Annotated in this window: 21 protein-coding genes and 1 tRNA gene; 10 read left to right on the forward strand and 12 right to left on the reverse strand. The window is 33.9% G+C overall.

The features are described 5' to 3' along the window. Window positions 1-3 precede the first annotated feature (3 nt). From Q0912_RS10870 to lepA, 4 genes are all read right to left on the reverse strand, one after another. Window positions 4-2439, reverse strand: a complete 2436-nt coding sequence (locus Q0912_RS10870; protein WP_299114947.1) for a T9SS type A sorting domain-containing protein — start codon at window positions 2437-2439, stop codon at window positions 4-6. Between the two features lie 266 nt (window positions 2440-2705). After that, window positions 2706-5369: a two-component regulator propeller domain-containing protein gene (locus Q0912_RS10875; protein WP_299114948.1), complete on the reverse strand. Its 2664-nt coding sequence runs from the start codon at window positions 5367-5369 to the stop codon at window positions 2706-2708. 90 nt (window positions 5370-5459) lie between these two features. Beyond that, entirely contained in the window at window positions 5460-8027 is a 2568-nt protein-coding gene (locus Q0912_RS10880; protein WP_299114949.1) for a LamG-like jellyroll fold domain-containing protein, read from the reverse strand. Between the two features lie 802 nt (window positions 8028-8829). Continuing rightward, a complete protein-coding gene (gene lepA / locus Q0912_RS10885; protein ID WP_299114950.1) occupies window positions 8830-10626 on the reverse strand; it encodes a translation elongation factor 4 in 1797 nt (598 codons plus the stop codon). 152 nt (window positions 10627-10778) lie between these two features. Here lepA and Q0912_RS10890 point away from each other — a divergent pair, with 152 nt between their 5' ends. Beyond that, entirely contained in the window at window positions 10779-13184 is a 2406-nt protein-coding gene (locus Q0912_RS10890; protein WP_299114951.1) for an outer membrane beta-barrel family protein, read from the forward strand. 7 nt (window positions 13185-13191) lie between these two features. Here Q0912_RS10890 and Q0912_RS10895 read toward each other — a convergent pair whose 3' ends face one another. Beyond that, window positions 13192-14307, reverse strand: a complete 1116-nt coding sequence (locus Q0912_RS10895) for a hypothetical protein (RefSeq protein WP_299114952.1) — start codon at window positions 14305-14307, stop codon at window positions 13192-13194. Window positions 14308-14371: 64 nt separating this feature from the next. Here Q0912_RS10895 and Q0912_RS10900 point away from each other — a divergent pair, with 64 nt between their 5' ends. Beyond that, window positions 14372-15616, forward strand: a complete 1245-nt coding sequence (locus tag Q0912_RS10900) for a M28 family peptidase (RefSeq protein ID WP_299114953.1) — start codon at window positions 14372-14374, stop codon at window positions 15614-15616. An 89-nt stretch (window positions 15617-15705) separates the two neighbouring features. After that, on the forward strand, window positions 15706-16101 hold the full coding sequence (locus Q0912_RS10905) for a DUF4345 domain-containing protein (protein ID WP_299114954.1): 396 nt from the start codon (window positions 15706-15708) through the stop codon (window positions 16099-16101). On the opposite strand, the gene Q0912_RS10910 is transcribed toward Q0912_RS10905, so the two are convergent. Genes Q0912_RS10910 through Q0912_RS10925 form a run of 4 tightly spaced genes read right to left on the reverse strand, consistent with a single transcriptional unit; the run spans window position 16066 to window position 19332 of the window. Continuing rightward, a complete protein-coding gene (locus Q0912_RS10910) occupies window positions 16066-16269 on the reverse strand; it encodes a hypothetical protein (RefSeq protein ID WP_299114955.1) in 204 nt (67 codons plus the stop codon). The two genes, Q0912_RS10905 and Q0912_RS10910, sit on opposite strands and share 36 nt — an antisense overlap. Next, window positions 16266-17660, reverse strand: coding sequence for a radical SAM protein (locus tag Q0912_RS10915; RefSeq protein WP_299114956.1), 1395 nt, complete (start codon window positions 17658-17660; stop codon window positions 16266-16268). Before Q0912_RS10915 ends, Q0912_RS10910 begins: the two co-directional genes overlap by 4 nt. Then, on the reverse strand, window positions 17650-18393 hold the full coding sequence (locus Q0912_RS10920) for a prolipoprotein diacylglyceryl transferase family protein (protein ID WP_299114957.1): 744 nt from the start codon (window positions 18391-18393) through the stop codon (window positions 17650-17652). The genes Q0912_RS10915 and Q0912_RS10920 overlap by 11 nt, the downstream gene beginning before the upstream one ends. Window positions 18394-18432: 39 nt before the next feature. Further along, complete coding sequence (locus Q0912_RS10925; RefSeq protein ID WP_299114959.1) at window positions 18433-19332, reverse strand: N-acetylmuramoyl-L-alanine amidase; 900 nt, start codon at window positions 19330-19332, stop codon at window positions 18433-18435. 170 nt (window positions 19333-19502) lie between these two features. Between Q0912_RS10925 and dusB the strand changes: the two genes are divergently transcribed. Next, on the forward strand, window positions 19503-20495 hold the full coding sequence (gene dusB, locus Q0912_RS10930) for a tRNA dihydrouridine synthase DusB (protein ID WP_299114961.1): 993 nt from the start codon (window positions 19503-19505) through the stop codon (window positions 20493-20495). 61 nt (window positions 20496-20556) lie between these two features. Here the strand turns inward: dusB and Q0912_RS10935 are convergent, their stop codons facing one another. After that, window positions 20557-21759 (reverse strand): FtsX-like permease family protein, encoded by a 1203-nt coding sequence (locus Q0912_RS10935; protein ID WP_299114963.1) that lies wholly within the window; start codon window positions 21757-21759, stop codon window positions 20557-20559. A 1-nt stretch (window position 21760) separates the two neighbouring features. Further along, a complete protein-coding gene (gene rbfA, locus Q0912_RS10940; RefSeq protein ID WP_299114965.1) occupies window positions 21761-22153 on the reverse strand; it encodes a 30S ribosome-binding factor RbfA in 393 nt (130 codons plus the stop codon). A 117-nt stretch (window positions 22154-22270) separates the two neighbouring features. Here rbfA and mce point away from each other — a divergent pair, with 117 nt between their 5' ends. The 3 genes from mce (at window position 22271) to Q0912_RS10955 (ending at window position 23294) form a co-directional block, all read left to right on the forward strand. Beyond that, window positions 22271-22675: a methylmalonyl-CoA epimerase gene (mce, locus tag Q0912_RS10945; protein WP_299114967.1), complete on the forward strand. Its 405-nt coding sequence runs from the start codon at window positions 22271-22273 to the stop codon at window positions 22673-22675. An 86-nt stretch (window positions 22676-22761) separates the two neighbouring features. Next, window positions 22762-22835, forward strand: a tRNA-Ile gene (locus tag Q0912_RS10950). A 258-nt stretch (window positions 22836-23093) separates the two neighbouring features. Beyond that, window positions 23094-23294 carry a hypothetical protein gene (locus Q0912_RS10955; protein ID WP_299114969.1) on the forward strand — a complete coding sequence of 67 codons (201 nt, stop codon included), beginning with the start codon at window positions 23094-23096 and terminating at the stop codon, window positions 23292-23294. Here the strand turns inward: Q0912_RS10955 and Q0912_RS10960 are convergent. Further along, on the reverse strand, window positions 23291-23881 hold the full coding sequence (locus Q0912_RS10960; protein ID WP_299114971.1) for a riboflavin synthase: 591 nt from the start codon (window positions 23879-23881) through the stop codon (window positions 23291-23293). The genes Q0912_RS10955 and Q0912_RS10960 overlap by 4 nt on opposite strands. 98 nt (window positions 23882-23979) lie before the next feature. Between Q0912_RS10960 and pdxA the strand changes: the two genes are divergently transcribed. From pdxA to rpmF, 3 genes are all read left to right on the forward strand, one after another. Then, window positions 23980-25020, forward strand: a complete 1041-nt coding sequence (pdxA, locus tag Q0912_RS10965) for a 4-hydroxythreonine-4-phosphate dehydrogenase PdxA (RefSeq protein ID WP_299114973.1) — start codon at window positions 23980-23982, stop codon at window positions 25018-25020. 79 nt (window positions 25021-25099) lie between these two features. Next, the gene (locus tag Q0912_RS10970) at window positions 25100-25639 is read left to right on the forward strand and encodes a DUF177 domain-containing protein (RefSeq protein ID WP_299114975.1); all 540 of its coding nucleotides are present in this window, start codon (window positions 25100-25102) and stop codon (window positions 25637-25639) included. A gap of 8 nt (window positions 25640-25647) precedes the next feature. Further along, window positions 25648-25851: a 50S ribosomal protein L32 gene (gene rpmF / locus Q0912_RS10975; protein WP_218545603.1), complete on the forward strand. Its 204-nt coding sequence runs from the start codon at window positions 25648-25650 to the stop codon at window positions 25849-25851. Window positions 25852-25870: the final 19 nt, after the last annotated feature.

Raw genomic sequence — 25870 nt, forward strand, 5'->3', positions numbered from 1 at the left:
CAATTAGTATTTAACGATTTTTTTAATGGCTTGTTTCCCTTCTGTGTCTGTAATTTCCAGTAGGTAAATACCGTTATTTAGATGCTGAATAGTCAATTCTTTGTTATTTGTTTCAAGTATTTTTCTGCCATTTAAATCAAAAAGCGTGATTTTTGAAAGCGCATCACCTTGAATAAAGACAGATCCACGGGTTGGATTCGGATAGACAGAAATCGTATTTAGTTCAAATTCATCACTGGAAAGCGTTTCGTTAGTCACTGTCAGAACAAGCTCATTGTTATTTCTACATACAACACTGAATTCATAATCAAATCCACCGAAAGAAGCAGAAATCATAGCAGGAAAATTACAACTATTAATAGTTCCTGTGGTTGTTGCGATGATAAATTCGTCATTAACATCAGCATCAAAATTTAATGCAACCTGAAGGTTACCGTTAAAATCTGCATTGCCCGTTATTGCCAAGAGATCATATTGTGTTCCTTGGGCTAATCCATCGAGCTCAATGTCCAATACAGAATTTGCCGTAGATTCAAAATCGCCAACAACAGTTAATGTGCCAGGTGATGCTCCGGGCGAAAAAGCTCCATCATTTGTGTAGTTGGCGATAAGCGGGAGTTCCACTCTACCCACCCCTTTTATTTCGCCATTTATAAGATTAAAAAATGGAAAGGTATTGTTTCCAATATCCAATATTCCTGATTGTACATCTATAGTTCCAGAATTGTTTAATTGTATTAATATGCGAGCAACTCCGGTTGAGGTTGTGCGGCTTATTACTCCTGAGTTATTTAAAATATTCGAGGTACCAGTAGAGCGGGTGATATTTCCTTCATTAAATTGCATATCGATTAATCCAGAAGCCTGATTATTTACAATACCTTGATTGATAAACAAATCACCGCCACCAGCAATATTAATAGTTCCCGCATTGTTAAACGTAGTATCACCTTGAATAACTTTTGTTCCAATAGTGGTAAAATTAATTGTGCTTTGATTTGTCAATACACCACCTCCGTCTAAACGTCCTCCTGTCCAATTAAAAACACCTGTCCCCGAAAAATTAAGAGTAGTTGAAACAGGAACACTAACAGTTCCAGAGGTATTGCCCCAATTTAAAGTACCATCAATAGCTCCAGATAATACACCAGATAGCGACATAGAACTATTCCAATTTAAAACAGCTCCCGAGGATACATTATACATACCATTTATTAAACTTTTATCACTCGTGATGAACGTTAGCGTACCGTTTTCAACTTGGATTGTGCCATCGTTATTGTTTAATGGACAAGTGATTTGAGCTTCTCCGGAAGACGTTGAACGTTGTATTAAACCTGAGTTGTTTAATATACCCACACCAGCCGATTGGATGATATTTCCGCCATCAGTTTGCATATCGATAACACCAGAAGCTTCGTTATTTAAAACACTATCGCTCTGAATAAATAAATCTCCCGTATCTGCAATATTTAGGATTCCTAAATTATTTAAGGTTGTATTATCTTGTATAGCCTTACTAGGAGTTCCGATTAAATTGATAGTGCTTTCATTGGTTAAAATTCCGCCGCCATTTAAATTACCGCCAGTCCAATTGAAACTTCCTCCTCCAGTAAAATTAAAAGTGGCCGATACAGGAACATCGATTGTACTGTTCCAATTTAAATCGCCCTCAATGGTTCCCATTAAAAAACCCGAGACAATTATTGTGCTATCCCAATCTAAAACGGTACCTGAAGAAACAATGTACGAACCGCCCGTGAAGGTTTTATCACCAAAACCTGTAATTCCTAATGTGCCACTATCCACTTGTATAATACCGCCATTATTGTTGAATTCTACGGTCTGTATTTGGGCTTCCCCCGAAGTTGTACTTCTACGAATTATGCCCTCGTTATTTAGAATGGAAAGACCAGCAAGATTATCAATATTTCCATCGTCTGCAGCCATATCAATCGTTCCATCAAACTCATTATTTAGGACAGTGATGTCTTGAAGGAACAAATCTCCAGAACCTAAAAAATTAATTGTTCCATTGTTATTTACAATAGATGAACTTATAAAGGATTTATCTCCGCTTGACGTTAGGTTCATTGTGCCTTGATTGACTAAAAGTGAACACGATATTGAACCGCTTGCCCAATTAGTTGTTGTTCCTGTCTCAAAAAAAGAAGGTTGTGCACTAAAAAAGCTGCCACCATCTATATTAAGAATGGCAGAACCCTTAAGTTCTAGAGACTGACATGATGCAACTCCCATTATTGTCACTGTAAAGCCGGCAGGAATTTCAACATTATCCATCGAAGTTGGAATAATATTAGAACTCCAATTTTCAGGAGTATTCCAGTTTATGTCGCTTCCACCTCCTGTCCAGATTATTTGAGAAGAGCAGATTAGGGAGAAAAATAAAAAGATGAGAAAGGGTAATTTTGTTTTCATAACTATAGAATTGAAGTTGAATAACCTTTTGATAAGCCCTTGCTCAGTTTTCCAAGCAAGGACTATCCACATATTATGGCTAAGAGTAGCTAACCATAAATTAATGCTCACAAATGTCTAATAGATTTGCCTTACAAAAGGATAAAAAAGAGTTCTTGATTTCATAATATGCGGATTTTGACTTGGAATAAAATTATTGCAGAATCCAATAGCTAATCTTAAAATGTGATGAATGGTAAAAAAAATAAAGTGGATGGTAGACCTTGTTATTTAAGGCTGCCTTTAAAACGTCTAGATAAAGGGGTTTCAACATCTGGTTTTATAAAAACTGAAGCACTATTGGCAGAAATAATGTAGTTTTTGTTGACAATATAGGAGCGATGTGTCCTTATAAAATTTGGTGGTAATTGCTCTTCTAAAAGTTTCAGTTTGTTGCGGTCAATTAAAGTTTTATCCAAGGTATAAAACTCCAAATAGTTACCTGCTGCTTTTATGTATTTTAAATCTTTTAAATATACTTTGGTTTTGCTGTTTAATACGATAAATTTTTCTTCGACTTTTTTGGCAATGACGTCTTTTTCTTGCTCCACTTGAGAAATTCGTTTGCGATAAGTTTTTAGTCTTCTAAATAGCCAAATAAGACCTAAAAATGATAGGACATATAATAAATAAGCTATTTTGGTTCGCCAAAAAGGCGGAATAATGGTTATTTTAAGGCTATCCCCTTCGGTATTCCAAATTCTATCGTTATTGGCTGCATTTACCTTGAAATTATAAGTGCCAACGGGAAGCTTAACATACCTAGCCGTATTAGGCTTATCGGTGGTAACCCAATTAGGATCGTGCCCTTCCATAATATATTTATAATTGTTCTGAAGTGGGTTTGTATAACTGAGGCCAACAAAGTCTAGTTCAATGGTATTGTGTCTCCATGGTAAGGTAATATTGCCTTGAAACTTAGAAATAGAAAATGTAGAGTCCGAAGTGGCTACTCTTAAGTCTTTAATGTGAACCTCTGGAATATTTGGATTGTCTTTTTTTACTAGTTCTGGATTAAATGACGTAATACCATTAACACCTCCAAACCACAAGTTCCCTATAGAATCTTTGACTACTGATTTTCTGTTAAATTCTATATTCTTTAGCCCATCGACTGTAGTATAGTATTTTGTTTTTTGATTATTAGGGTTGTAACTTTTTATGCCATTGTCCAAACCCAACCAAAGCATGCCAGAGTCATCTTCAGCAATGCTAAAAACTACGTGAGTATCTTCTAAAACGGGTTCAATTAATAAATCTTCTGAACTTAGTCTATAAAGTCCGTCATTAGTTCCTATCCATAGTTTGTTTTTAGCAACGTATAAATCCCAAATTGATGAACCGAAAACTTGCTTGTTGTCTTTTAAGTAAACTTCAGAAATTTCACTTGATTGTAAATGAAATTTAAAAAGCCCTTGATGTTCTGTTGCTATAAAAATGTAGTCATCTAATGCAATTATTTTTTGAATGCCTGGATATTCGATTCGGTCATCTAATGCAAAAGAATCTAACAATTCTCCATTTCTTTTCCTAAATTTATGAATAGCTCTGTGCGTTGTTGCCCAAAGAAAATCTTGCTTACTATTAAGCATGGAAAAAGAAATGTTTTCGTCTTTCTCAGTTAGTGGAATTTCTAATTTTTGAAAATCTAAAGTTTTAGGGTCAAGACATATTATACCGTCATTGGTTGACATCCAAAGGGGATAATTGTTTTCAGGAACCGTTTCTAAATCCCAAATAAATAAGCCCTCCTTAGGAAATGTTTTAGGCAAAGCTAACTCTTTGTATTGTATTGCCTTGTGAGATTTAAAGTAGAGTCCGTTAGCTAATGTATTGGCATAAACTCCATTCTCATCTTTGTGTAACGCCATAATAATATCATCCGACTCCTCAACTAAATCATTATGATTAAAGACTTTTCTGTAGGGGTCATAGTGATAAACTCCTCCAAGCGTTCCGACCCAAACACCTTCATTAGGGTCTTTGTATATACTTCTTACCTGGCTACTTAAAGCAGATTTTCCTAATGATATCTTTGACAGTTTTTTGGTAGTATAATTATATTCAAATAGCCCATTATTTGTACCTATCCAAGAAACTTGAGCATTTAATTCAACGAAGTGTTTTGGGTTGGCATTGTCAGGTAATGTAGGCAAATATCTAATAGGTAAAGACTGGGTTTTAATTTGAAAATCGGCTGGCGCCCACAAAGATTTTGAATGCGCTCCATAGTGTACTGTATTGATTGGGATGGCTGAAGCTTTTTTAGTTAAAATTTTGGAATCAATGTTATATTTGTAAATGTCTCCATCCGCATTACTAATCCATATGTTTTCATTAGCCAGAGCAATATCAACCATAAAGCTATTAAAGGTCTTGACGCTTCCTACAGTTAGGGATTCAGGGTCAAACTGACCGATAAAATCGCCCATTGTTATCCATATTTTTTTTGATTTATCAAGTTGCATTGACATCACTTGATTATTTTGCAATCCAAAATCTTTAAGAATTATTGGCTTTTCAAAACTTTGTGTGTCTTTGTTGAATCGATTTAAGCCATTTTTTGTTCCGACCCAAAGCTGTCCTTGAAAATCTTCTGTTAGACATCTTACGACATTAGAAGCAATGGAGGTACTATCTTTTTCTGAGTGAAAAAAAGTTGTGATGGAATAACCATCGTAACGATTTAGACCATTGTTTGTAGCAAACCAAATATAACCATCCTTATCCTGATGGGTGTCGAAAACCACATTGTTAGAGAGCCCTTCTGCTGTGGTAATAGATTTAAAAAAATATGTATTTTCAAGGTTTTGTGCAAATGCAAGAAAATGAATGAAAAGAGAAATTACTATAATAAAACTTTTGAAATTTATGTTTGAGCAATTTTTCATCATAGAAAATTACAAAAAAGCTCGGTTGTTAACAACCGAGTCTTATCCACCAAATATGATTAGATAATTTGTCTAACCAAAAAGTCTTAATTAGTGTTTGATTATTTTCCTTATAGCTACCTTATTGCTATTTTCAGCTCTAACAAAATAAACCCCGTTTTCTAGACTTTCAATTGAAAAATAGGTTTTTGTGGTTTCTAAAACTTTGCGTCCATTTATGTCATAAACTAACACTCTATCTATTGTTGTGTTGGTTATAGTTATAAAATCTTTAGTTGGGTTTGGGAATACATATACACCATCTAAATTATAATCATGAGTTGATAGACTAGATAAATTTTCATACGCTCCAATATCTATCGTCCTTACAAAACGTGTATTGCCGTCTAAATCTAATAGTGTTGTATTAAAACTATCATTACCAGCATCAATAAGTGGGCTACCCATTTGCAAACGAAAATCACCACTAGCTTCATTTACAAATAACGGATTAAAACCTCCAATTGTAGCGTCTATATTATTGGTATTTGTAATATCATTTAAAAAATGCCCTTTTATTAAACTATAATTAGCGGTTAAAGAACCCGTTTCATGCTCACTAGCGGTCACAATAAAACCATAATCTGTACTTTTAAAATTGTTCCACAAAATACTGTTTTGCAAAATAGTGGTGCCTGAAACCCCTCCTCCCAAAGCATTAAAACCTGTGTTAGAAACAATATTTCTAGCCACTATACTATTTGTTAAGGTAATTCCTGCAGAATTTTCATCTCTATAAATTCCTCCTCCATAAGAACCAGACGACGATGAAATAGTAGTAGTAGAGTTATAAGCCACTAGGCTATTGGTTAGCGTAACAATTCCATTACTAGTATAAATGCCTCCTCCGAAAGAAGAAGATAAAGAAGAATTGTTAGAATTAGAATTATTAACCACTTGGCTATTGATAAGTGTGATACTTCCACTATTAGTACAAATGCCTCCTCCGTAGGAAGGTAATCTAGAAGAGTTAAAATTATCAGTCACCTGGCTATTAGTTAGTGTAATATTTCCACTATCGGTATAAATGCCCCCTCCATAAGAAGAGAAAGAAGAAGAAGAAGAAGAATTATGAGCCACCTGACAATTGGTTAGTATGATATTTCCACTATTAGTATAAATGCCTCCTCCAAAAGAAGATATGGTTAAAGAAGAAAAAGTAGATGTAATTGTATTGTTCTGCACCTTAACAAAATTTAGAGTAATATTCCCTGTGGTGTTAATGCCCGCTCCCTCAATAGGAGGTGAAAAATTTTCACTGAAAAGTGCACTTATTTTGCCATTTTGTATGGTTAAACCTTCTAAAAATAAGATACCTGTGCTGTGAGCGGCTTTTATCACTCTATGAGCTTGGTTTCCGTCAATAATAGTTGTATTATTTTCTATATCTTGAGCACCGCCACCAGTTGGATATCCACCTCTTATATTTATAGGCTTATTAATGAGAATTTCTGCCCCTTCTTGATAGATTCCTTGTGCAATTAATATTTGGCCATTTTCAGCCACCGCATTCACCGCATCTTGTATAGAGGTATAGGCATTTGCCCAATCGCAACCGGTATTATTTCCTGTTGTATTTTTGTCTACATATAATACTGCAGGAGGATCATAAGTTATGGTTTGTGTATTACTTGCAATTATGCCTATACCACCTGTGGTTCCCGCTGTCCAAACTGCACCATTGATTGTTCCGTCATTTGTATTTGTTGAGTTGTCTGTTAGTAGTATACCTGTGTTTTCAAAAAACGGATAATAGGCAACTAAGTTGGTTTCATCACCTACAAATAAATTGTTTTTTGCTTGGTATATTTCTTCTTGTGTGGTCAAAGCTTTGTCCCAAATACGTAGTGATGCTATTTTACCTTCAAAAGGCTCAATTATTCCTAAAGGCGGTTGTTTAAAAGCTCCAACAATAGCATTAGTTGCTTTGCTTGCTGATGGGTTTATAAGTGTACCGTTAGCTTCTAAACTATCAATCTCTACACCATCTACATACATTCGCATCATACCAGTCGCATCATCATAAAAGGCTAAAATGTGTGACCACTTGTTGATATAATCTACTGGAGTGATATCTACATCTAACTCAATATAACCACTCACTGCTGTTTCAACTCCTAAAGTAAGGTGTGTTCCATTGTCTTGAAAGCTTAATAACATTCGTCCTTCAGCACCAGTTGCATCCGCATTATTTTCTTTCCTATAAATAACATAATGAGTATTGGTTGTAATATCTGTTGGGTACACCCAAGCCTCTATAGTAACTCCAGAAGAAAAAGTTAAGGATGCGTCGTGTGGAATTTCTACATAATCATCAACTCCATCAAACTCTAAGGCATAACTGGGATTTGCTGCAAACGTATGATAGCTTGCAGTCTCAATAATATTTCCTGTTTGAAAATTAAGCGCACTTCCTGTTCCTGTTTGTGGGTTTCCTATAACAGCTTTTGTATCATCATTTCTTAAGAAATAATTATAATCCATTTCAGAGTTCTGTAAGGTAAGTGTATTGTCTTGTGGGCACGTTATGGTTGTTGCACCCGTTAAAATTTGGGTTGTTTGCGAAAATAAACTTGTTTTAAGACTAAAACACAAAATAAAAAATAGCAATTTTTTCATATGATTATTGTTTTTACAAATGGACAAGGCTTTGTATTGCTTTTTTAATACATAAATTGGTTAGTAACTGAGTATTCAAATGAGAATTTTTTTATAATGAAGTATAATTACATACCTACGTAAAACATAAAAATAGCTAAAGTGAGTAACGCATTTATTGTTGATTTGCGGATTGGTTTATATGATTCCGTAAACGGACGATTAACTTTGTGGTCGGTAAGACTGTTTTAACTTCAAATAAGAAATCTACAATCAACTAACAGTCCACTTTCTTACCGAATTAGGTTTTTGATCAAATTTTGTAAATGCTTTGTTCTAATCATTTAAAATTTTTTAAAGATTAGAGAATAAATATTTTACTCTTCTGGTATAGAGTAGTTTAACCATAAATCAGACATGTTTTTAAGAAAGGAGAAGGAATATAAAAGCAAAAAAACATTTTAAAGAAGCTGTTTTAATTAGAGTAAACCTAAAGGACTTTAAAAGATTAGCATTAAGACCTTCTTTAAGTGACCTAAATTACACTATGAAGATAATGAAGAACCACCAGTTATATTGTGAGAGAGATTTTTTGATTTACAACTATCATAGCGGTTTAAGCCATTATCAGTGGTAAGCTATGTAACCCCTTCCTCAGTAGTTATTAATTTAAAGAGACAATCTTTCTGAATAATTTGAGAAGATGAATAGAGCGATAAAATAATAAAATAGAACAACTAGAAATATAATAAACTGTACCTACCAAGACTTTTTCATATAATTAAAGCACAAAAAAACCGAAATTAAAAACTTCGGTTTTTAATTAATCGTTCAATTTCAATACAGCCATGAAAGCTTGTTGAGGTATCTCTACATTACCCACTTGGCGCATGCGCTTCTTTCCTTTTTTCTGCTTTTCTAAAAGTTTACGCTTACGCGAAATGTCTCCACCATAACATTTAGCAGTAACATCTTTACGAAGTGCTTTAACCGTTTCTCTAGAAATAATTTTTGCACCAATAGCAGCTTGTATTGGGATATCAAATTGTTGCCTTGGGATTAATTCTTTTAACTTCTCACACATTTTTTTACCAATGTTCTGAGCATTATCAGCATGAATTAAAGCCGAAAGCGCATCTACAGGCTGTGCATTTAATAAGACATCTAATCTTACTAATTTAGAGACCTTCATACCAATAGGTGAATAATCAAAAGAAGCATAACCCTTAGACACTGTCTTTAAACGGTCATAAAAATCGAAAACAATTTCTGCTAATGGCATTTCAAAAATCAACTCAACTCTTTCCGTGGTTAAATAGGTTTGATTAACTATCATACCACGTTTCTCAATACACAAACTCATGACGTTACCCACAAAATCAGATTTGGTGATTATGGTTGCTTTTATATAAGGTTCTTCTACACGATTAACCGTTGTTGGTTCTGGTAAATCACTTGGGTTATTTACTACAAAAGCTTCATCTGGATTTTTATTAGTATAAGCATGATAAGACACGTTAGGTACGGTTGTAATTACGGTCATATCAAACTCACGCTCTAAACGCTCTTGTATAATTTCCATGTGCAACATGCCTAAGAATCCACAACGGAAACCAAAACCTAAAGCCGCAGAGCTTTCTGGTTGAAATACTAAAGAGGCATCATTGAGCTGAAGTTTCTCCATTGAAGCACGTAGCTCTTCGTAATCTTCAGTGTCTACAGGATATATACCAGCAAAAACCATTGGTTTTACATCTTCAAAGCCTTCAACAATATTGGTTGTTGGATTGGAAAAATCGGTAATAGTGTCACCAACCTTTACTTCTTTTGCAGTTTTTATCCCTGTTATTAAATACCCAACATCACCAGCTTTTACACTTTGTTTGGGTACTTGGTTTAGCTTTAATGTCCCAACTTCATCAGCAAAATATTCTTTATCTGTGGCAACAAACTTTATTTTTTGTCCTTTTTTAATTTCACCATTAAAAACTCTAAAATAGGTCTCAATGCCTCTAAATGTGTTATAAACCGAATCAAATATCAATGCTTGTAGTGGCTCATCTACACTTCCTTTTGGTGCTGGAATACGTTCTATAATAGCTTTTAAAATATTATCGACACCAAAACCTGTTTTACCACTGGCATGAATCACTTCTTCAGGATCACATCCTAAAAGATCAACGATATCGTCTGTCACCTCCTCAGGATTGGCGCTTGGTAAATCTACTTTATTAAGAATAGGGATAATCTCTAAATCATTTTCTAAAGCCAAATACAGGTTAGAAATAGTTTGTGCCTGAATACTTTGAGCAGCGTCTACGATTAGTAAAGCACCTTCGCATGCGGCAATAGAACGCGAAACCTCATAAGAGAAGTCAACATGACCAGGAGTGTCAATTAAATTAAGGATATATTGTTGACCATCAAGAATATACTCCATCTGAATAGCATGAGATTTTATGGTAATACCGCGTTCACGCTCCAAATCCATATTATCCAATAGTTGGTCTTGTTTTTCGCGAGCAGTAACAGAGCCCGTATAATCTAATAAGCGATCAGCAAGTGTACTTTTTCCGTGATCTATATGTGCAATGATGCAAAAATTGCGAATATTCTTCATCTATATTATTCTACAGCAATATTAAGACTGCAAATATAACTGATTTCTTATGCTTTATAACACCTAAAAACACATTTAAAACTCGATGAACTGCGGAAAAACCATAATATAAAGTAAAAAACAATCTTTATATTGCGATACAAACCTAACTAATGTTTGCTCACCTACGATTTTGCATAAGCACAATAACTTTAGTGCTGTCTTTCAATGCTTTTGCACAAGACTTTTCTATTTCTGGTAAAGTAGTTGATGTGAATGGAAGCCCTATAGAATTTGCCAACGTAATCCTTTCTTTAGAAGCCCAAGAAGAATTTTTTAAAGGAACATCTACCGATGATAAAGGAAACTTTATAATTGAAAATTTAACCGAAGCCACGTATTTTGTTAGAATAAGTTTTATTGGTCATAATGAGTTTAACCAAAAGATTGTTTTAAATGGTAATTTAGATTTAAAAACAATTCAACTCAAAGAATTACCTGAAAGTTTAGACGAAATTACCATTGTGGCTCAAAAGCCAACAATTACCCGAAAACCAGACCGATTAATTTTTAATATTGAAAACACAGCACTTACTGAAGGCTCTACGCTTAGTGTTTTAAAAACCACACCAGGTGTTATTGTTTCAGATGGAGGAATAAATATTAAAAGTGCGCCAGCCACGGTTTATATTAATAATCGTAGAGTACAATTAACATCAGCTGAGTTAATGCAGCTTTTAGAAAGCGCACCAGCTAATAGCATAAAATCAGTTGAGGTAATTACCAACCCACCAGCAAGTTATGATGCAGATAGCGGCTCAGTAATCAACATTATAATGAGTAAAAACTTGGTGACAGGATATAGAGGTAATGTTTATACAAATTATACTCAAGGTGTATTTCCGAGGTATAACATAGGGACAAGTCATTATTTCAAAAACAACAAGGTTAACATAAACATAAATTACAACTATACTAATCAAAAAATTAATAGAGATGAAGATGATACTGTGAACTTTTTAAATGTGTCTAATGAAATAGATCAAATATGGAGGTCCGATGTTAATAGAAATACACGATCCGAAATACACAATCTTAACCTTAATTTTGATTATTATATTGACGACAGAAATACATTAAGCTTTACAAGTACAGCATTGTACACGCCGTATTTTAAATACCAAATTAAAAACAATACAGGTATATTCGACCCCAACCAAGCTCCAGTATCAAGTTTTACTGCAGACAACTTATCCAGAGATAATAAATATAATATAGGCACAGATTTAATTTTTAGACATGATTTTGATAATGAAGCAAGCTTAACATTTAATGGGCATTATACCATTTATGACTATGAGCGCGATCAAGACGTTTTTCAAGACGAACAAGATGATGCAAATGACTCAGAATTTAATACACTCGCCAATCAAGATACTCAGATTTTTACAAGCAAATTAGACTACAGTCTTCCTATTGATGAAAGCTCCACTTTTGACACAGGTGTAAAATTCTCTAATGTAAATACAGAAAGTGGTATTGCTCGATTAGATGTTGTTAACGGACAAGAAATACCAAACGCAGAAAACACAGATACATTTCAATACGACGAAAATGTATTTGCTGCTTATGCCAATTATAGTAAGTCATGGGATAAATGGGACTTAAATTTTGGTTTGAGAGTTGAACAAACCAATATAAAAGGTAGATCTTTAACATTAACCGAAACTAATAAGCAAGACTATTTCAATTGGTTTCCAAATGCGAGTTTAACCTATAAACTATCAGAAGACGTTAGTTTAACAGGAAGCTATAAGCGTAGTATTACAAGACCGTTTTACACAGATTTAAACCCATTTACATTTTTTATTAATGAAAACACCATTGTATTAGGTAATCCAAGTTTGCAGCCCACATATATAGATAGTTATAGGTTGGCGACGAACTTTTTAGAGCATTTTACCGTAGCTGCTTATTACTCGAAATATGATGGGAACATTATAGAGTTACCGCGCCAAAACAATACCACAAATGTAATTGCTTTTACACCAACCAACCTTAAGGATAAAGTTGACTATGGTTTTGATTTTGAGTTTTATTATTCTGCAACCAGCACATGGGATTTGTATTTTGCTACGTCATTTTATAATATCTCAGAGGAAGCAGATTTTGACGAAAATATAGTAGAATTAAACCAATGGTCTAATTACAGCATTTTTCAAAATAGCTTTTCGTTTTTAGAAGACAAGAGTTTAAATGCAAATCTAACACTTACCTGGGTTGGTAAAAATGTGCAACAACTTCAGACTGTTGAAGACAGATTATTTTCAGAGTTCAGCATAACCAAGTCTATTTTAAATAAAAAGGGAATACTATCATTATCTGTTGAAGATATTTTCAATTTTCAAGACTCAGAATCTTCACTTGGCTATTTAAACCAATCAAGCTCTCGTTTTATAGATTCAGATAATAGGTTCATAAAACTAGGTTTCCGATACAAATTTGGAAATACAAAGCTAAATACAAACGAGCGTGCCACAACTGCTGAAGAACGCGATCGATTAAAGGATTTGCAGTAAGGGTAACCTAGTCTTGCCACTCAGCAATGAACAAATTAGTATCTCTACCGCCTCCATTATTACGATTAGAAGAAAAGGCTAAAGACTTACCATCATTAGAAAACACAGGGAATGCATCAAAAGTTTCGCCGTGAGTTACTCTGGTTAAATTTTTCCCATCAATATCGATTAGGTATAGATTAAAGGGGAAACCACGTTCAGCTTCAAAATTAGAAGAGAATAAAATCTTTTCGCCAGAAGGATGAAAAAATGGACTCCAATTAGCGTTGCCTAAATCCGTGAGCTGCCTTAAATCCGAACCATCTGCATTGCAAATGTAAAGTTCCATTTCAGTTGGCTCAACTAACCCTTCTGCCAGTAAATCTTTATAGTCTTTAATCTCTTGTTCTGTTTTTGGGCGAGATGAACGGAAGATTAATTTCGTTCCATCTGGAGAAAAGAATGCGCCTCCGTCATAACCCAATTCATTAGTAATTTGTTTTACATCACTGCCATCAATATTCATGGTGTATAGTTCTAAATCGCCACTTCGTGTTGAGGTAAATACAATTTTGTCGCCTTTTGGTGATACCGTTGGCTCAGCATCATAACCAATTTCACTAGTGAGTTGCTTTACAATATTACCTTCTAAATCTGCAACAAAAATATCATAGCTGTCGTAGATAGGCCAAATGTATTTTCCGTTTTTACGTAACGGTGTTTCTGGGCATACATCTTGTTTTAAGTGTGTAGAAGCATAGATAATGTGTTTGTTGTCTGGCAAAAAATAAGCACAGGTTGTTCGTCCTTTTCCAGTACTAATCATTGGCGGAGCAATGCTATCTGTAAAAGTTTCATTTGCATTCATCAAAAACATTTGATCGCAACCAACATTCCATTTTGCATTATTAGATTGAAACACTAATTGTTTATCATCAAAGCTCCAATAAGCTTCAGCATTATCACCCCCAAAAGTGACTTGCCTTAAAGACTTGAAGTTTTTCTCTTCAGGAAAGATTAATGGATTTTTTGCTTTGGTTGAATCGGCTTCAATTTTAGACGTTGTTTTCGTAGGTTTTGAGTTTTCGTTTTTGCAAGATGAGATTGCTATAAACAGAATGAGAAGTGCGACTATTTTCTTCATGTTAAAAAAGGTTTGTAATAAGTGGGTTTTAATGCCTAATTTTGAGCAAAAATAAGACTTACTCATGAAAAAATTTGCGTTTTTATTGCTTTTAGTAACAGCTCTATCTTGCAAGAACGAACCAAAGATTGCTCAGAATAAGATAAAAGAGGATGTTGCTTATCTGGCTGACGACCAATTAGAAGGTCGTCAAACAGGAACAGAAGGTGAGTTAATGGCTTCAAAATATATTTCTGAACGTTTTAAATCTATTGGTCTAAGCCCAAAAGGAACAGAAGATTATCTTCAGCCATTTTCATTTAAACCAAAAACAGACCCACATAAAGAAGTGGAGTTCACAACCAATGCTGATAGTACTATAACTGGCAGAAATGTCATAGGCTTTATAGATAATAATGCTAAAACAACTATTGTAATTGGAGCACACTATGATCATTTAGGCTATGGAGGAGAGGGGTCATTATACAGAGAGAAAGATAAGGCTGTGCATAATGGCGCTGATGATAATGCTAGTGGTGTTGCCGTAATGCTTCATTTGGCGAGTCGTTTAAAAATTAAAAACGATACCTCTAAATTAAAAGATCAAAACAACTATTTGTTTATGGCATTTTCTGGAGAGGAAATGGGTTTATTAGGTTCTAATTACTTTTCTAAAAACCCGACTATTGATGTAACCACTATTAACTACATGATTAATATGGATATGATTGGTCGTATGAAGGCAGATAGTACTTTAGCGGTTTATGGCACAGGAACCTCACCAATATTTAAGCAAACCTTAAAATCTAATAACGACAGCTTTAAATTAGTTGAAAACGACAGCGGAGTGGGGCCAAGTGACCATACGTCATTTTATCTAATTGATTTGCCAGTACTACACTTTTTTACAGGTCAGCACGAAGATTATCATAAACCAGGGGATGATATTGAAAAGTTAAATTACGCAGGAATGAATTTAATTTCGGATTACATTTTCAACATTATTTCCGATTTAGATGATAATGGCAAATTAACCTTTAGAAAAACGAAAAACGAAAGTGAAGAAACACCACGATTTAAGGTAGGTCTTGGTGTTGTTCCAGATTATTTATTTGACGGAAAGGGGATGCGCATTGACGGGACAAGAGAAGAAACACCTGCTTTTAATGCAGGTTTAATGAAAGGCGATATTGTAGTTAGGTTAGGTGACAGCACAGTTACAGATATGATGAGTTATATGAGAGCATTATCTGTTTTTGATAAGGGTGATGAAGCAGACATAACTGTAAAACGCGGTGAAGAAATTATTGAAACGAAAGTGAAATTTTAGTACTTTATCTAGCATTTGTTTTCAAACCTGTTTTTAATTGTATTTTAAGCAACTGAACTATATAATAAATGAATTTCAGACATTAGTAGATGGCTAACAAAAACTTCATATCTAAAATTCATTTAGTTATTTCGGTATTGGTCGTAGCACCTGTAGCATTTATTTACGGATTTAACCCAAGCTCTAAGTTTGATATTCACCCAGAAACCATAGACGAAATCAATCAATTTAAGGCCATAATGGGTTTGTATTTAGGATTTGCTTTAATTTGGGTTTTAGGTGTTTTTAAGAAGAAATATTTAAAAGTAGCCCTCGTTACCAATACTGTTTTTATGTTGAGTCTAGGAGTGGGAAGAATTACTAGTTGGTTTATAGATGGCACGCCAACTTTTGAATATAGATTTGGTGTTTTTGCAGAATTATTTTTAGGGTTTTATGGACTTTGGGTGCTAATAACTCAATATCAAGGCACCACAAATTCCTAAACTTATAATAACATAAACGGTTGCAATTACAAACAAAACCTTTGCGGCCTTTCTATGCTTTTTAAGTATAGCGAACCCAATAATGGCTAATAGAATTGCTGGCCCAAACATTACGGCTAAGATTATAATAAGTAAACCATCTAAATTTCCAACCTCTAAAAGTGTCATATAATTTCGTTTCTAAGTTTTTCTAATCTCGATTTTTTTTCATCTCTGTAAAACAGGTTCATGGTTTCAAAAGGTATAATTTTATTATCCTTATCTATAATGTGTACACACGATTTTTTAATGGCGCGTACATCAAAATTATAAGCATCAATAAATTGCATGATAATTACCCTGAACAAATTATCATAACCTAAATCTGGCGCATCGATATTTGGCAAACAACACATAATAGATTTGAGGTTTTCCTCGGCAACTTCAACAGAATTTCCAGTGCTGAAAAGTTCAATCATTTTGGCGTGTAGCTGTTCATCTTGCTCGTATATAATCGTGTTCTTACTATTGTCTAATAAATCATTAGGATTAATAAATCGTGTTAATGGAAAGACCTCGTCATCTAATTTTAAGGCATAACCCATCACTAAAGCATCAGGATTACAAGGTACAGGCAACAAATCATCTGAGTTGAAAACAGTAGTCTGTTCCATGATTTTTCTTCGAACTTCAGTTAAAGTCATTCGATCTGTTTCAGGATTAAAGTTATCTAATCGTCCCGCTACTTGAGTTGGTTGAAGCGTAACACCTCTAACACACTTTTGTTTTAGCGCATAGTCGATAATTTTTCCTATTTCGTTATCGTTTAACCCTTTTTGAAGCGTAACTACTAAAGTAGTAGATAGATTTAGTTTGTTTAGATTTTCAATAGCTTTTTGGCGAGTTGTATTCAAATCTGCACGTCGTAATTCTTGCAAAACTGAATTTTCAAACGAATCAAATTGCAAATAAATTTCAAAATCTGGTGTGTAAGATTTCAAGCGTTTAGCAAACTCAAAATCATTGGCAATTTTAAGACCATTGGTATTTAACATTAAATGCCTGATAGGTAAAGATTTTGCATAATCTAAAATCTCCCAAAATTGAGGATGAATAGTTGGTTCGCCACCAGAGATTTGAACCACATCAGGTTCTTTCTCATTTTTAACAATAGTGTCTAGCATTACTTTAACCTCTTCCAGAGTACGATGTCTTCCATAAGTTGGCGATGAACCTGCGTAGCACGTTGGACAAGTTAAATTGCATCGGTCTGTAACCTCTACGACTGTCAAGCAACTGTGTTGCTCATGGTCTGGACAAAGACCACAATCGTATGGACAACCGTAATGCGTTTTGGTATTAAATGTATGTGGCGTTTCACTAGGTTTGTTGTAGTTCCTAATATTCTTATAATACTCAATATCATCTGCAATTAACACCTTAGAATTACCATGTTCATTACAGCGCTTTAGCATATAAACATTTTCATCTTCAAATACAATTTTAGCGTCAACACGTTTTAAGCACTCAGGACAAAGACTTAAAGTAAAATCGTAGTAAGTATATTTTCTAACCGGCATTTATTGTTTTTTGAAGTATAAATTTTGAATAATACAACCAACAAATTACACATAATAATTGTATAGTGCTTAAACCTAATATATAAAACACGTTAGGTTTTAAATATTCAATGAAAAACCGAAACACAAAATATAGTAGCATAAATAGCTTGAAGAGTTCACCGTTTTTTAATGTTAATTTATTTTGAATACTTTTTAGCCCTAAAAATAGCATAAACAGAAATATCAATTCGTAAAGCGAGGTTGGATGTCTAAGTAACCCATCGCCTAAATCCATTCCTAAGAATGTAGTCGTAACCTTTCCATAGGTAAATTCTTTAACACCCGAAAGAAAACAGCCAACACGACCAATAAAAATTCCAAGTATTATTGGAAACACAAACAAATCGCCTGAAGATTGTTTTTCACCAATGATTTTTTTAGCTAATTCTACACCGAGTAACCCGCCAAATAAACCACCCATTATAGTTTTAGTATTTAATAGCTGAATTAAATTTTGTTGAGAAAACACTACTATCGGATTTTCTAAAAGCCCAACTAACCGCGAGCCAATCAAAGCACCCAAAGCTGCTCCAAGAATAATGGATAAACGATTGCCAGAGCTTATAATATCGGTGCTTTTTCGCCTTAGAACGACATAGTATCTAAAGGCAATGAAAAATGCCATGTATTCTAAAACCAAATGAATGTTTATGGTGTAACCAAAAATTATAGGTTCAAACGGAATATTCAAAAAACGAGATTTATAGGTTTAGTGATTAAGACCAGTTTTTTAAAATAAAGCTGTAACAATTTCATCAATTCCTGAAGCATATGCTTTAATAAGATCTTGTTTTTTTGCTATAGCTGTTTGCTCATCATGGCTGTTAGTTCCAAAAAAAGGCTCAGTAATAATGCAAGGAGCAGCTGTATATTTTAACAAGTGTCCTCCGCGTTCAGTGACTTTAACTTTTTTAGTGAAGCGATTTCTTAAACCCAACGCTTCTAAAACATGTCTTTGCATTATTAAAGCCATCTTATACCCTTTTTTTGAGCTGTGATAATACAACATCTCCGTACCATTTGCACGAGAATTACCAGAGGCATTAAAATGTAAACTGACAATAAATTTTGGTTGCAATGCATTTATTTTTGCAGGTAAACGTGTGTAACCATTACTTGTATCGTCCCTAAAAACAATTTTCACATTAGCTTTTTTAACCTTTTGCTTAACGGCTTCAGCAATTTCGGAGTTAAAATCGAACTCAAAAACATTGTTCAAAAGCATGCGAGCGCCTTTTTGACTTTGCCTATGGCCAACAACTAAAGCACATAAAGGTTTAGCGGTTGTATTAGGATCTGTTAATGGTTTAGGACCTATAACAATGTCTCTGGATTTTGTCAACTGTTCAATCAAAACATCCCAGGAGGTATTACCACTTTTTAGCATCTGAACTAAAATTTCAGAAATCCAACTAGGTGATATTTCAATCAGTTCACATTCAAAAAGCGTGTTGTTTTGAAAAAAACCACTGACAATAGCAATATGGCCTTCGTTTTCTCGTGCACCAACAAAAGGAAAATCGGAAGGATCATTAGGAGATTGTAGTTTTACTGAGGTTAATTTAATGATACCATGATTGGTTTCAAAATCGGAAGTATTCTTAAAAACACCTATAAAATAACTTTTCATTACATGGATTTTTGGTATTCTAAGGTACTAAAAACTACAAGATTATGTGAGAAAAGGATTAAATAAAATCTTTGTACATTTTTATTTCTGCCATATACTGTTGGTATAAAACAAACCATGCTTTTTAGGCTTTTAGTAAAAAGCACTAATTTTGTTTTAAAATTTGAGACTTGGTTAAAATCGGAGACATAGAATTAGGCGACTTTCCATTGCTTTTAGCACCAATGGAAGATGTTAGTGATCCACCATTTCGCACATTGTGTAAAGAACAAGGAGCAGATGTGGTCTACACAGAGTTTGTATCTAGCGAAGGTTTAATTCGTAATGCTGCTAAAAGTGTTATGAAACTAGATATCTATGAGAAGGAACGACCAGTCGGTATTCAGATTTTCGGTGCCAATATGGATAGCATGTTACAAACTATTGATATTGTAGAAAAATCTAACCCAGATATTATTGATATCAATTTTGGATGTCCTGTTAAAAAAGTAGTATCAAAAGGTGCTGGAGCGGGAATTCTTAAAGATATCTGTTTAATGGAAAAGTTAACAGCAGAAATGGTAAAGCGCACCAATTTACCTGTAACTGTTAAAACTCGTTTAGGTTGGGACCACGACTCAATTAAGATTGTTGAGGTAGCAGAACGTTTACAAGATGTTGGAATAAAATCTATTGCTATTCACGGACGTACACGAGCCCAAATGTATAAAGGCAATGCGGATTGGAAACCCATTGCCGAAGTGAAGAACAACCCCCGAATGCACATTCCGGTATTTGGAAACGGTGATGTCAATACACCAGAACGTGCAATCGAAATGAGAGACAACTACGGCCTCGATGGCGCAATGATAGGTAGAGCATCTATTGGAAACCCATGGTTTTTTAAGCAAATAAAGCATTATTTTAAAACAGGAGAGCATCTAGCGCCTATTTCAATGCCAGAGCGTGTTGAAGCTGCCAGGCGTCATTTACAAATGTCGATTGATTGGAAGGGCGAGAAACTTGGGGTTTTTGAAACGAGAAGGCACTATACTAATTACTTTAAAGGTATCCCAAACTTTAAAGAATATCGAATGAAAATGGTGACGAGCGATGATTCTAAAGATGTTTTTGCTGCTTTTGATGAGGTGCTTGAGAAGTTTGGTGACTACCAGTTTGCTTAGTTTTTTGCAAAATCACTAAGAATTAAATAGTTCTTCACTTTTTTAAAATAGTTAATGCTATTTAAGATTTAATCAACCTTTTTGTAATGCGTTGCGAGGCAACTTGAGATGCTATAATACCCAAGGCAAAAATTGTTGCTAAAACAACAAGCACATTTAAGACATTTAATCTTACAGGGTATGGTAGCTCGGGAGTTAACATTATTAAATTAAAAGTTTGTTGTAAAAACACAATCAATAGCCCAAGGGTAACACCAATAATTCCACTTACCATAGTCATTAAACTTCCTTGCCAAAAGAAGATTGATTTTATTTCTTTGGGTTGAACACCTAAGTTGAACAAAGTGTTCAAAGATTTTTTTTTGTCTAATATCATCATAATAATTGCACCAATAACATTAAAGAGCGCAATGATAATCACTAAGGTGAAAATGAGATAAATTGCCAGGTTTTCGGTATTTAGCATTTTAAATAAGGCGTCATTAAGCTGTTCTCTGTTTTTAATGATAAATCTATCTTTATAGGTTTTTTTAAGTTGTGTTCTAACTTCACTTTCATCAGCTCTGGAATCCAACTTTAATTCTAAAGAACTAATTTGATGGTCTTTGTAGTTTAATAATTCTTTTGCCAGGTTTATACCTGAGAAGATATATTCGTCATTAAGCTCTTCATTAATGTCAAAAAGCCCAACATTACTTACGTATACTGAATTATAAATACTTTTTAATGAGCTCGATTGTCCTTTCCCAGGTTTTGGAACATAAATTGCTAAAGGTTTTCGGTAATTAAGAATGCCAAAGGAGAGGTTGTTAGAAATTCCCCAACCAGAAACCACATCATTACTATGGGGCGATAACCAATTGCCTTTCGTTACCATAGAGTCGATGTTAGTAACATTTAAGAAATTAGAGTCCACACCTTTTAGAGTGGCGAGTAAATTTTTATTTTCAGATTTTATGATGATGCGCTCTTCTATAATTTCAGAATAATAAGCTATTCCGTCAATTGAAGTTAATTTTAACTTATCGTCTTCAGAGAACAGAAACGATTTACCCTCTGTTGAAATTAATTTTAAATCGGGATCTACAAAAGAAGAAAATTGAAGGCTATAATCTTTCAGTCCAGCAAAAACAGAAAGCACAATAAACAAAGCTGCTGATGCAATAATAACTCCACCAGAAGCAATGCTTGTCATTATATTTATAGCATTATTGCTGCTTTTAGAAAACAGATATCGTTTTGCTATATAAAAGGGGAAGTTCAATCTAGGATTTTTTTCTATCGTCCAATAAATCAGGATTTTCTATAGGATTATCTCCTTCTTTAAGAGAACGCTCAATACCATCAATATATTCTAAAGAATCGTCAATAAAAAACTCTAGCTGCGGCATTCGCCTTAATTGATGACGTGTACGCTGAGCTAGCTCATGCCTAATTAAGGGTTTGTTAGATTGTATGCCTTCTAGTAATGGTTGCGCTTCTTTATTTGGAAAAATGCTTAAGTAAACTTTAGCCATAGATAAATCTACAGTAACACTAACTTTAGAGACTGAAATAATTACACCCTTAAGCCCACCGTCAGAAGCAGCACGCTGCAAAACATCTACCAGATCTTGTTGTAAAATGCCTGCTATTTTTTTCTGTCTATTACTTTCCATGATGCAAAAGTAGAGGATATTTGAAGATTATCTTATTTTTGATAGTAGAATTTATTATACATATTGTCGTTTTTAAGAAAACTAAAACAAAGATTCCCGCTTTCTCGGGAAATATAGATGAGAAAAATAGAACATATAGGTATAGCCGTAAAAGATATTGAAGGCTCTAACACTCTTTTTAAGTCGTTATTCGGAAAAGCACATTATAAAATAGAAGATGTAGAAAGTGAAGGTGTAAAAACGTCTTTTTTTAAGTGTGGGCCTAATAAAATAGAATTGCTTCAAGCCACAAAAGCAGATAGTCCTATAGCGAAATTTATTGAGAAGAAAGGTGAGGGTATTCATCACATAGCTTTTGCTGTAGATGATATTGAAAAGGAAATAAAGCGTTTAACAAAAGAAGGCTTTAAAATGATACACGAAAAACCCAAAAAGGGAGCAGATAACAAGCTTATTGCATTTTTACACCCTAAATCCACAAATGGAGTTTTAGTAGAGTTGTGCCAAGAAATAATGGACTAAAACGATTTGTTTTTCTTGTAGAGTTTTAAAATATATAGTAATATTGCACTCGCTTTAGAAATAAAGTAGATTGACATTAGTCAATTGGTCCTATAGCTCAGTTGGTTAGAGCACCTGACTCATAATCAGGTGGTCCATGGTTCGAGTCCATGTGGGACCACTCTATAGAAACTGTTTCATTAATATGAGGCAGTTTTTTGTTTTTTAACATATCTGTTGCAATTACTAAGGTGCTATGTATTCTAAATTAATATTATATTTGCGGTATAAGTTTGCTCAAAAATGTGAGTTTCTTCCCTAATTTTCCCACATTTTATGCGTTTCGTCGATAATATTTGCCGTTCAAAGACGTTTTTTAGTTATATTTATTTTGTTAGCTCAGTTTTTTTTTTACTTTTACACACCCTTAGTTGATAATATGAAGGATAGAAAAATGTTTGCCTCAATCTTATTTTTTTTCTTGGGCTTAATAGCTATGGCTCAGGGAGGTGCACCTCCTCCGCCTATGCCTCCTCCGCCTCCAGGGCTTCCAATTGACAATGGAATACTAGTATTATTTGTTGTTGCTTTAAGTTTTGGAATTTACAAAGCGTATAAACTTTCGAGAAAAACAGTTTAGTATCTTAAATCGTTTAAACGTTTTACATATTTCCCAATCACATCAAATTCTAGATTAACTTTATCACCGATAGATAGATTTTTAAATGTAGTGTGCTCATATGTATAGGGAATAATGGCTACAGAAAATTGGTTTAATTTTGAATTTACAACCGTTAAACTAACACCATTTATAGTAATAGACCCTTTCTCTATGGTAATGTTATTAAGATGTTTATCATATTCAAAAGTAAAAAACCAACTGCCATTGTCTTCAATAACAGATATGCATTTAGCAGTTTGATCGACATGTCCTTGTACAATATGGCCATCTAAGTGGTCTCCTAATTTCATGGCGCGTTCAATGTTAACAAGATCACCTTTAGAAAGTAAGCCTAAATTAGTTTTGTCTAGTGTTTCTTGTATAGCAGTAACCGTGTAACAATCATCATTAATTCTTACTACAGTTAAGCAAACTCCGTTATGCGCTACACTCTGGTCAATTTTTAATTCTGAAGTTATAGAAGTTTTAACATCAATATGAAGATTCCCTCCATCTTTTTCGAGTTTTTCGATTGTTCCTAAATCTTCAATGATACCTGTAAACATTATATCTGCTTTATTTAATTAAATTTGCATTTGCAAAGTTAAGCACACAACTTAACCCAATTATCAATTTTAATAAAAAAATAGGATAATCACTTATTATGAAGAAGGAAGAAAAAGTTATTGTTGGTATTTCTGTTGGCGACCTTAATGGTATTGGGCCAGAAATTATAATCAAAACTTATGAAGACACAAGGGTATTAGAGTTAAATACACCTGTTATTTTTGCTTCAGGTAAAACCATGCAGTTTTTCAAGAACCATTTTAAGAGCAAGATTAACTTTTTTAATATTGATTCTCCAGACAAGTTGGCTCATGGAAAAGTAAATGTGGTTAACGTATGGAAGGAGCCTGTTAAGATTGAGTTTGGTAAAGAAGACCCAAAAATTGGACAATACGCAATTAAATCTCTTGAAGCTGCCACTAATGCACTTAAAGACGGAAAAATAGATGTCTTGGTTACAGCGCCAATCAATAAACACAACATTCAATCGGATAAATTTAATTTCCCCGGCCACACGGATTATTTGGCTAAAGCACTTAATGGAAAAAGTTTAATGTTTATGGTGTCCGAAAACTTACGAGTAGGTTTGTTAACTGATCATGTGCCATTAAAGGATGCGGCAAATCATATTACAGAAGAATTAATTCAAGAAAAAATCGCTACAGTAATTACCGCTTTAAAACAAGACTTTGGAATAAGCAAACCTAAAATTGCTGTTTTAGCCATAAACCCTCATGCAGGGGATAATGGTGTAATAGGGAATGAAGATGACAAGGTTTTAAAACCAACACTAGAGAAAATAAAATCCGACGGACATTTGGTTTATGGCCCATATTCTGCTGATAGTTTTTTTGGATCAAGCACTTATACAAAATTTGATGCTATAATTGCGTCATACCACGATCAGGGTTTAATACCTTTTAAAACAATAGCATTTGGACAAGGTGTAAATTACACAGCTGGTTTGCACAAGGTAAGAACATCACCAGATCATGGCACAGCTTATGAAATTGCAGGCAAAGGAGAAGCAGACGAAGGTTCTTTTAAACAAGCAATTTATACTGCGATTAAGATTTACAGAAAGCGATTAGATTTTAATCATTACAGTAAAAACCCCTTAAAAAAAGCATCAAAGTAGATATCAACAAAATTTGTTAATATCTAAGCTTTAAATAACTAAAAATTTATATATTTGCAGGCTCAAAATGAGTGTGGTAATGAAGGCATTAAAAGAATATACAATCCCATTTGTTGGATTAAAAGAAGGAGAACACGATTTTGAATTTAGCGTAAACAACACGTTCTTTAATAATTTTGAATACGAAGAGTTTAATAAAACTGATGTAAAAGTCAATTTAAAACTCATTAAGAAAGCGACGTTATTAGAATTATATTTTTCAACATTAGGTCATGTAAATGTAAATTGTGACCTTACTAATGAGCCTTATAATCAACAAATTGAAGACGAATTTAAATTGGTTGTTAAATTTGGAGCAGAATATAATGACGATAATGAGGATATATTAATTATACCTCATGGCGAATACGAAATAAATGTAGCGCAATATATTTATGAGCTTATTGTATTGGCAGTGCCAGCAAAGCGAGTACACCCAGGTATTGAGGATGGAACGTTGCAGTCAGATATACTTTCAAAATTGGAAGAATTAAGTCCAAATGAGGACAAAAAAACAAAATCATCAGAGGATATTGATCCTCGTTGGAATAATTTAAAAAAACTATTAACGGATAAATAACATTTAAAATGGCACATCCAAAACGTAAAATATCAAAAACAAGAAGAGATAAAAGAAGAACACATTACAAAGCTTCTGTACCTCAAATAGCAACTTGCCCAACTACTGGTGAGCCACACTTATATCATAGAGCACATTGGCACGAAGGTAAACTGTATTATAGAGGCCAAGTGTTAATTGACAACTCTACTGAAGAAGAAAATTTAGCATAGGTATTATGCAAGCATATAA

The organism is uncultured Winogradskyella sp. (assembly GCF_947498345.1).
Taxonomy (GTDB): Bacteria; Bacteroidota; Bacteroidia; order Flavobacteriales; family Flavobacteriaceae; genus Winogradskyella.

Bases quoted from the DNA above. Each gene is read 5' to 3' on its own strand.
- Q0912_RS10925 (WP_299114959.1), bottom strand. From the start codon at position 19,332: ATGAAAAGTTATTTTATAGGTGTTTTTAAGAATACTTCCGATTTTGAA.
- Q0912_RS10875 (WP_299114948.1), bottom strand. From the start codon at position 5,369: ATGAAAAATTGCTCAAACATAAATTTCAAAAGTTTTATTATAGTAATT.
- Q0912_RS10955 (WP_299114969.1), top strand. From the start codon at position 23,094: ATGAAGGATAGAAAAATGTTTGCCTCAATCTTATTTTTTTTCTTGGGC.
- Q0912_RS10970 (WP_299114975.1), top strand. From the start codon at position 25,100: ATGAAGGCATTAAAAGAATATACAATCCCATTTGTTGGATTAAAAGAA.
- Q0912_RS10870 (WP_299114947.1), bottom strand. From the start codon at position 2,439: ATGAAAACAAAATTACCCTTTCTCATCTTTTTATTTTTCTCCCTAATC.
- Q0912_RS10880 (WP_299114949.1), bottom strand. From the start codon at position 8,027: ATGAAAAAATTGCTATTTTTTATTTTGTGTTTTAGTCTTAAAACAAGT.
- Q0912_RS10960 (WP_299114971.1), bottom strand. From the start codon at position 23,881: ATGTTTACAGGTATCATTGAAGATTTAGGAACAATCGAAAAACTCGAA.
- pdxA (WP_299114973.1), top strand. From the start codon at position 23,980: ATGAAGAAGGAAGAAAAAGTTATTGTTGGTATTTCTGTTGGCGACCTT.
- Q0912_RS10895 (WP_299114952.1), bottom strand. From the start codon at position 14,307: ATGAAGAAAATAGTCGCACTTCTCATTCTGTTTATAGCAATCTCATCT.
- Q0912_RS10890 (WP_299114951.1), top strand. From the start codon at position 10,779: ATGTTTGCTCACCTACGATTTTGCATAAGCACAATAACTTTAGTGCTG.
- rpmF (WP_218545603.1), top strand. From the start codon at position 25,648: ATGGCACATCCAAAACGTAAAATATCAAAAACAAGAAGAGATAAAAGA.
- mce (WP_299114967.1), top strand. From the start codon at position 22,271: ATGAGAAAAATAGAACATATAGGTATAGCCGTAAAAGATATTGAAGGC.
- Q0912_RS10910 (WP_299114955.1), bottom strand. From the start codon at position 16,269: ATGACACTTTTAGAGGTTGGAAATTTAGATGGTTTACTTATTATAATC.
- rbfA (WP_299114965.1), bottom strand. From the start codon at position 22,153: ATGGAAAGTAATAGACAGAAAAAAATAGCAGGCATTTTACAACAAGAT.
- lepA (WP_299114950.1), bottom strand. From the start codon at position 10,626: ATGAAGAATATTCGCAATTTTTGCATCATTGCACATATAGATCACGGA.
- Q0912_RS10905 (WP_299114954.1), top strand. From the start codon at position 15,706: ATGGCTAACAAAAACTTCATATCTAAAATTCATTTAGTTATTTCGGTA.
- Q0912_RS10900 (WP_299114953.1), top strand. From the start codon at position 14,372: ATGAAAAAATTTGCGTTTTTATTGCTTTTAGTAACAGCTCTATCTTGC.
- Q0912_RS10915 (WP_299114956.1), bottom strand. From the start codon at position 17,660: ATGCCGGTTAGAAAATATACTTACTACGATTTTACTTTAAGTCTTTGT.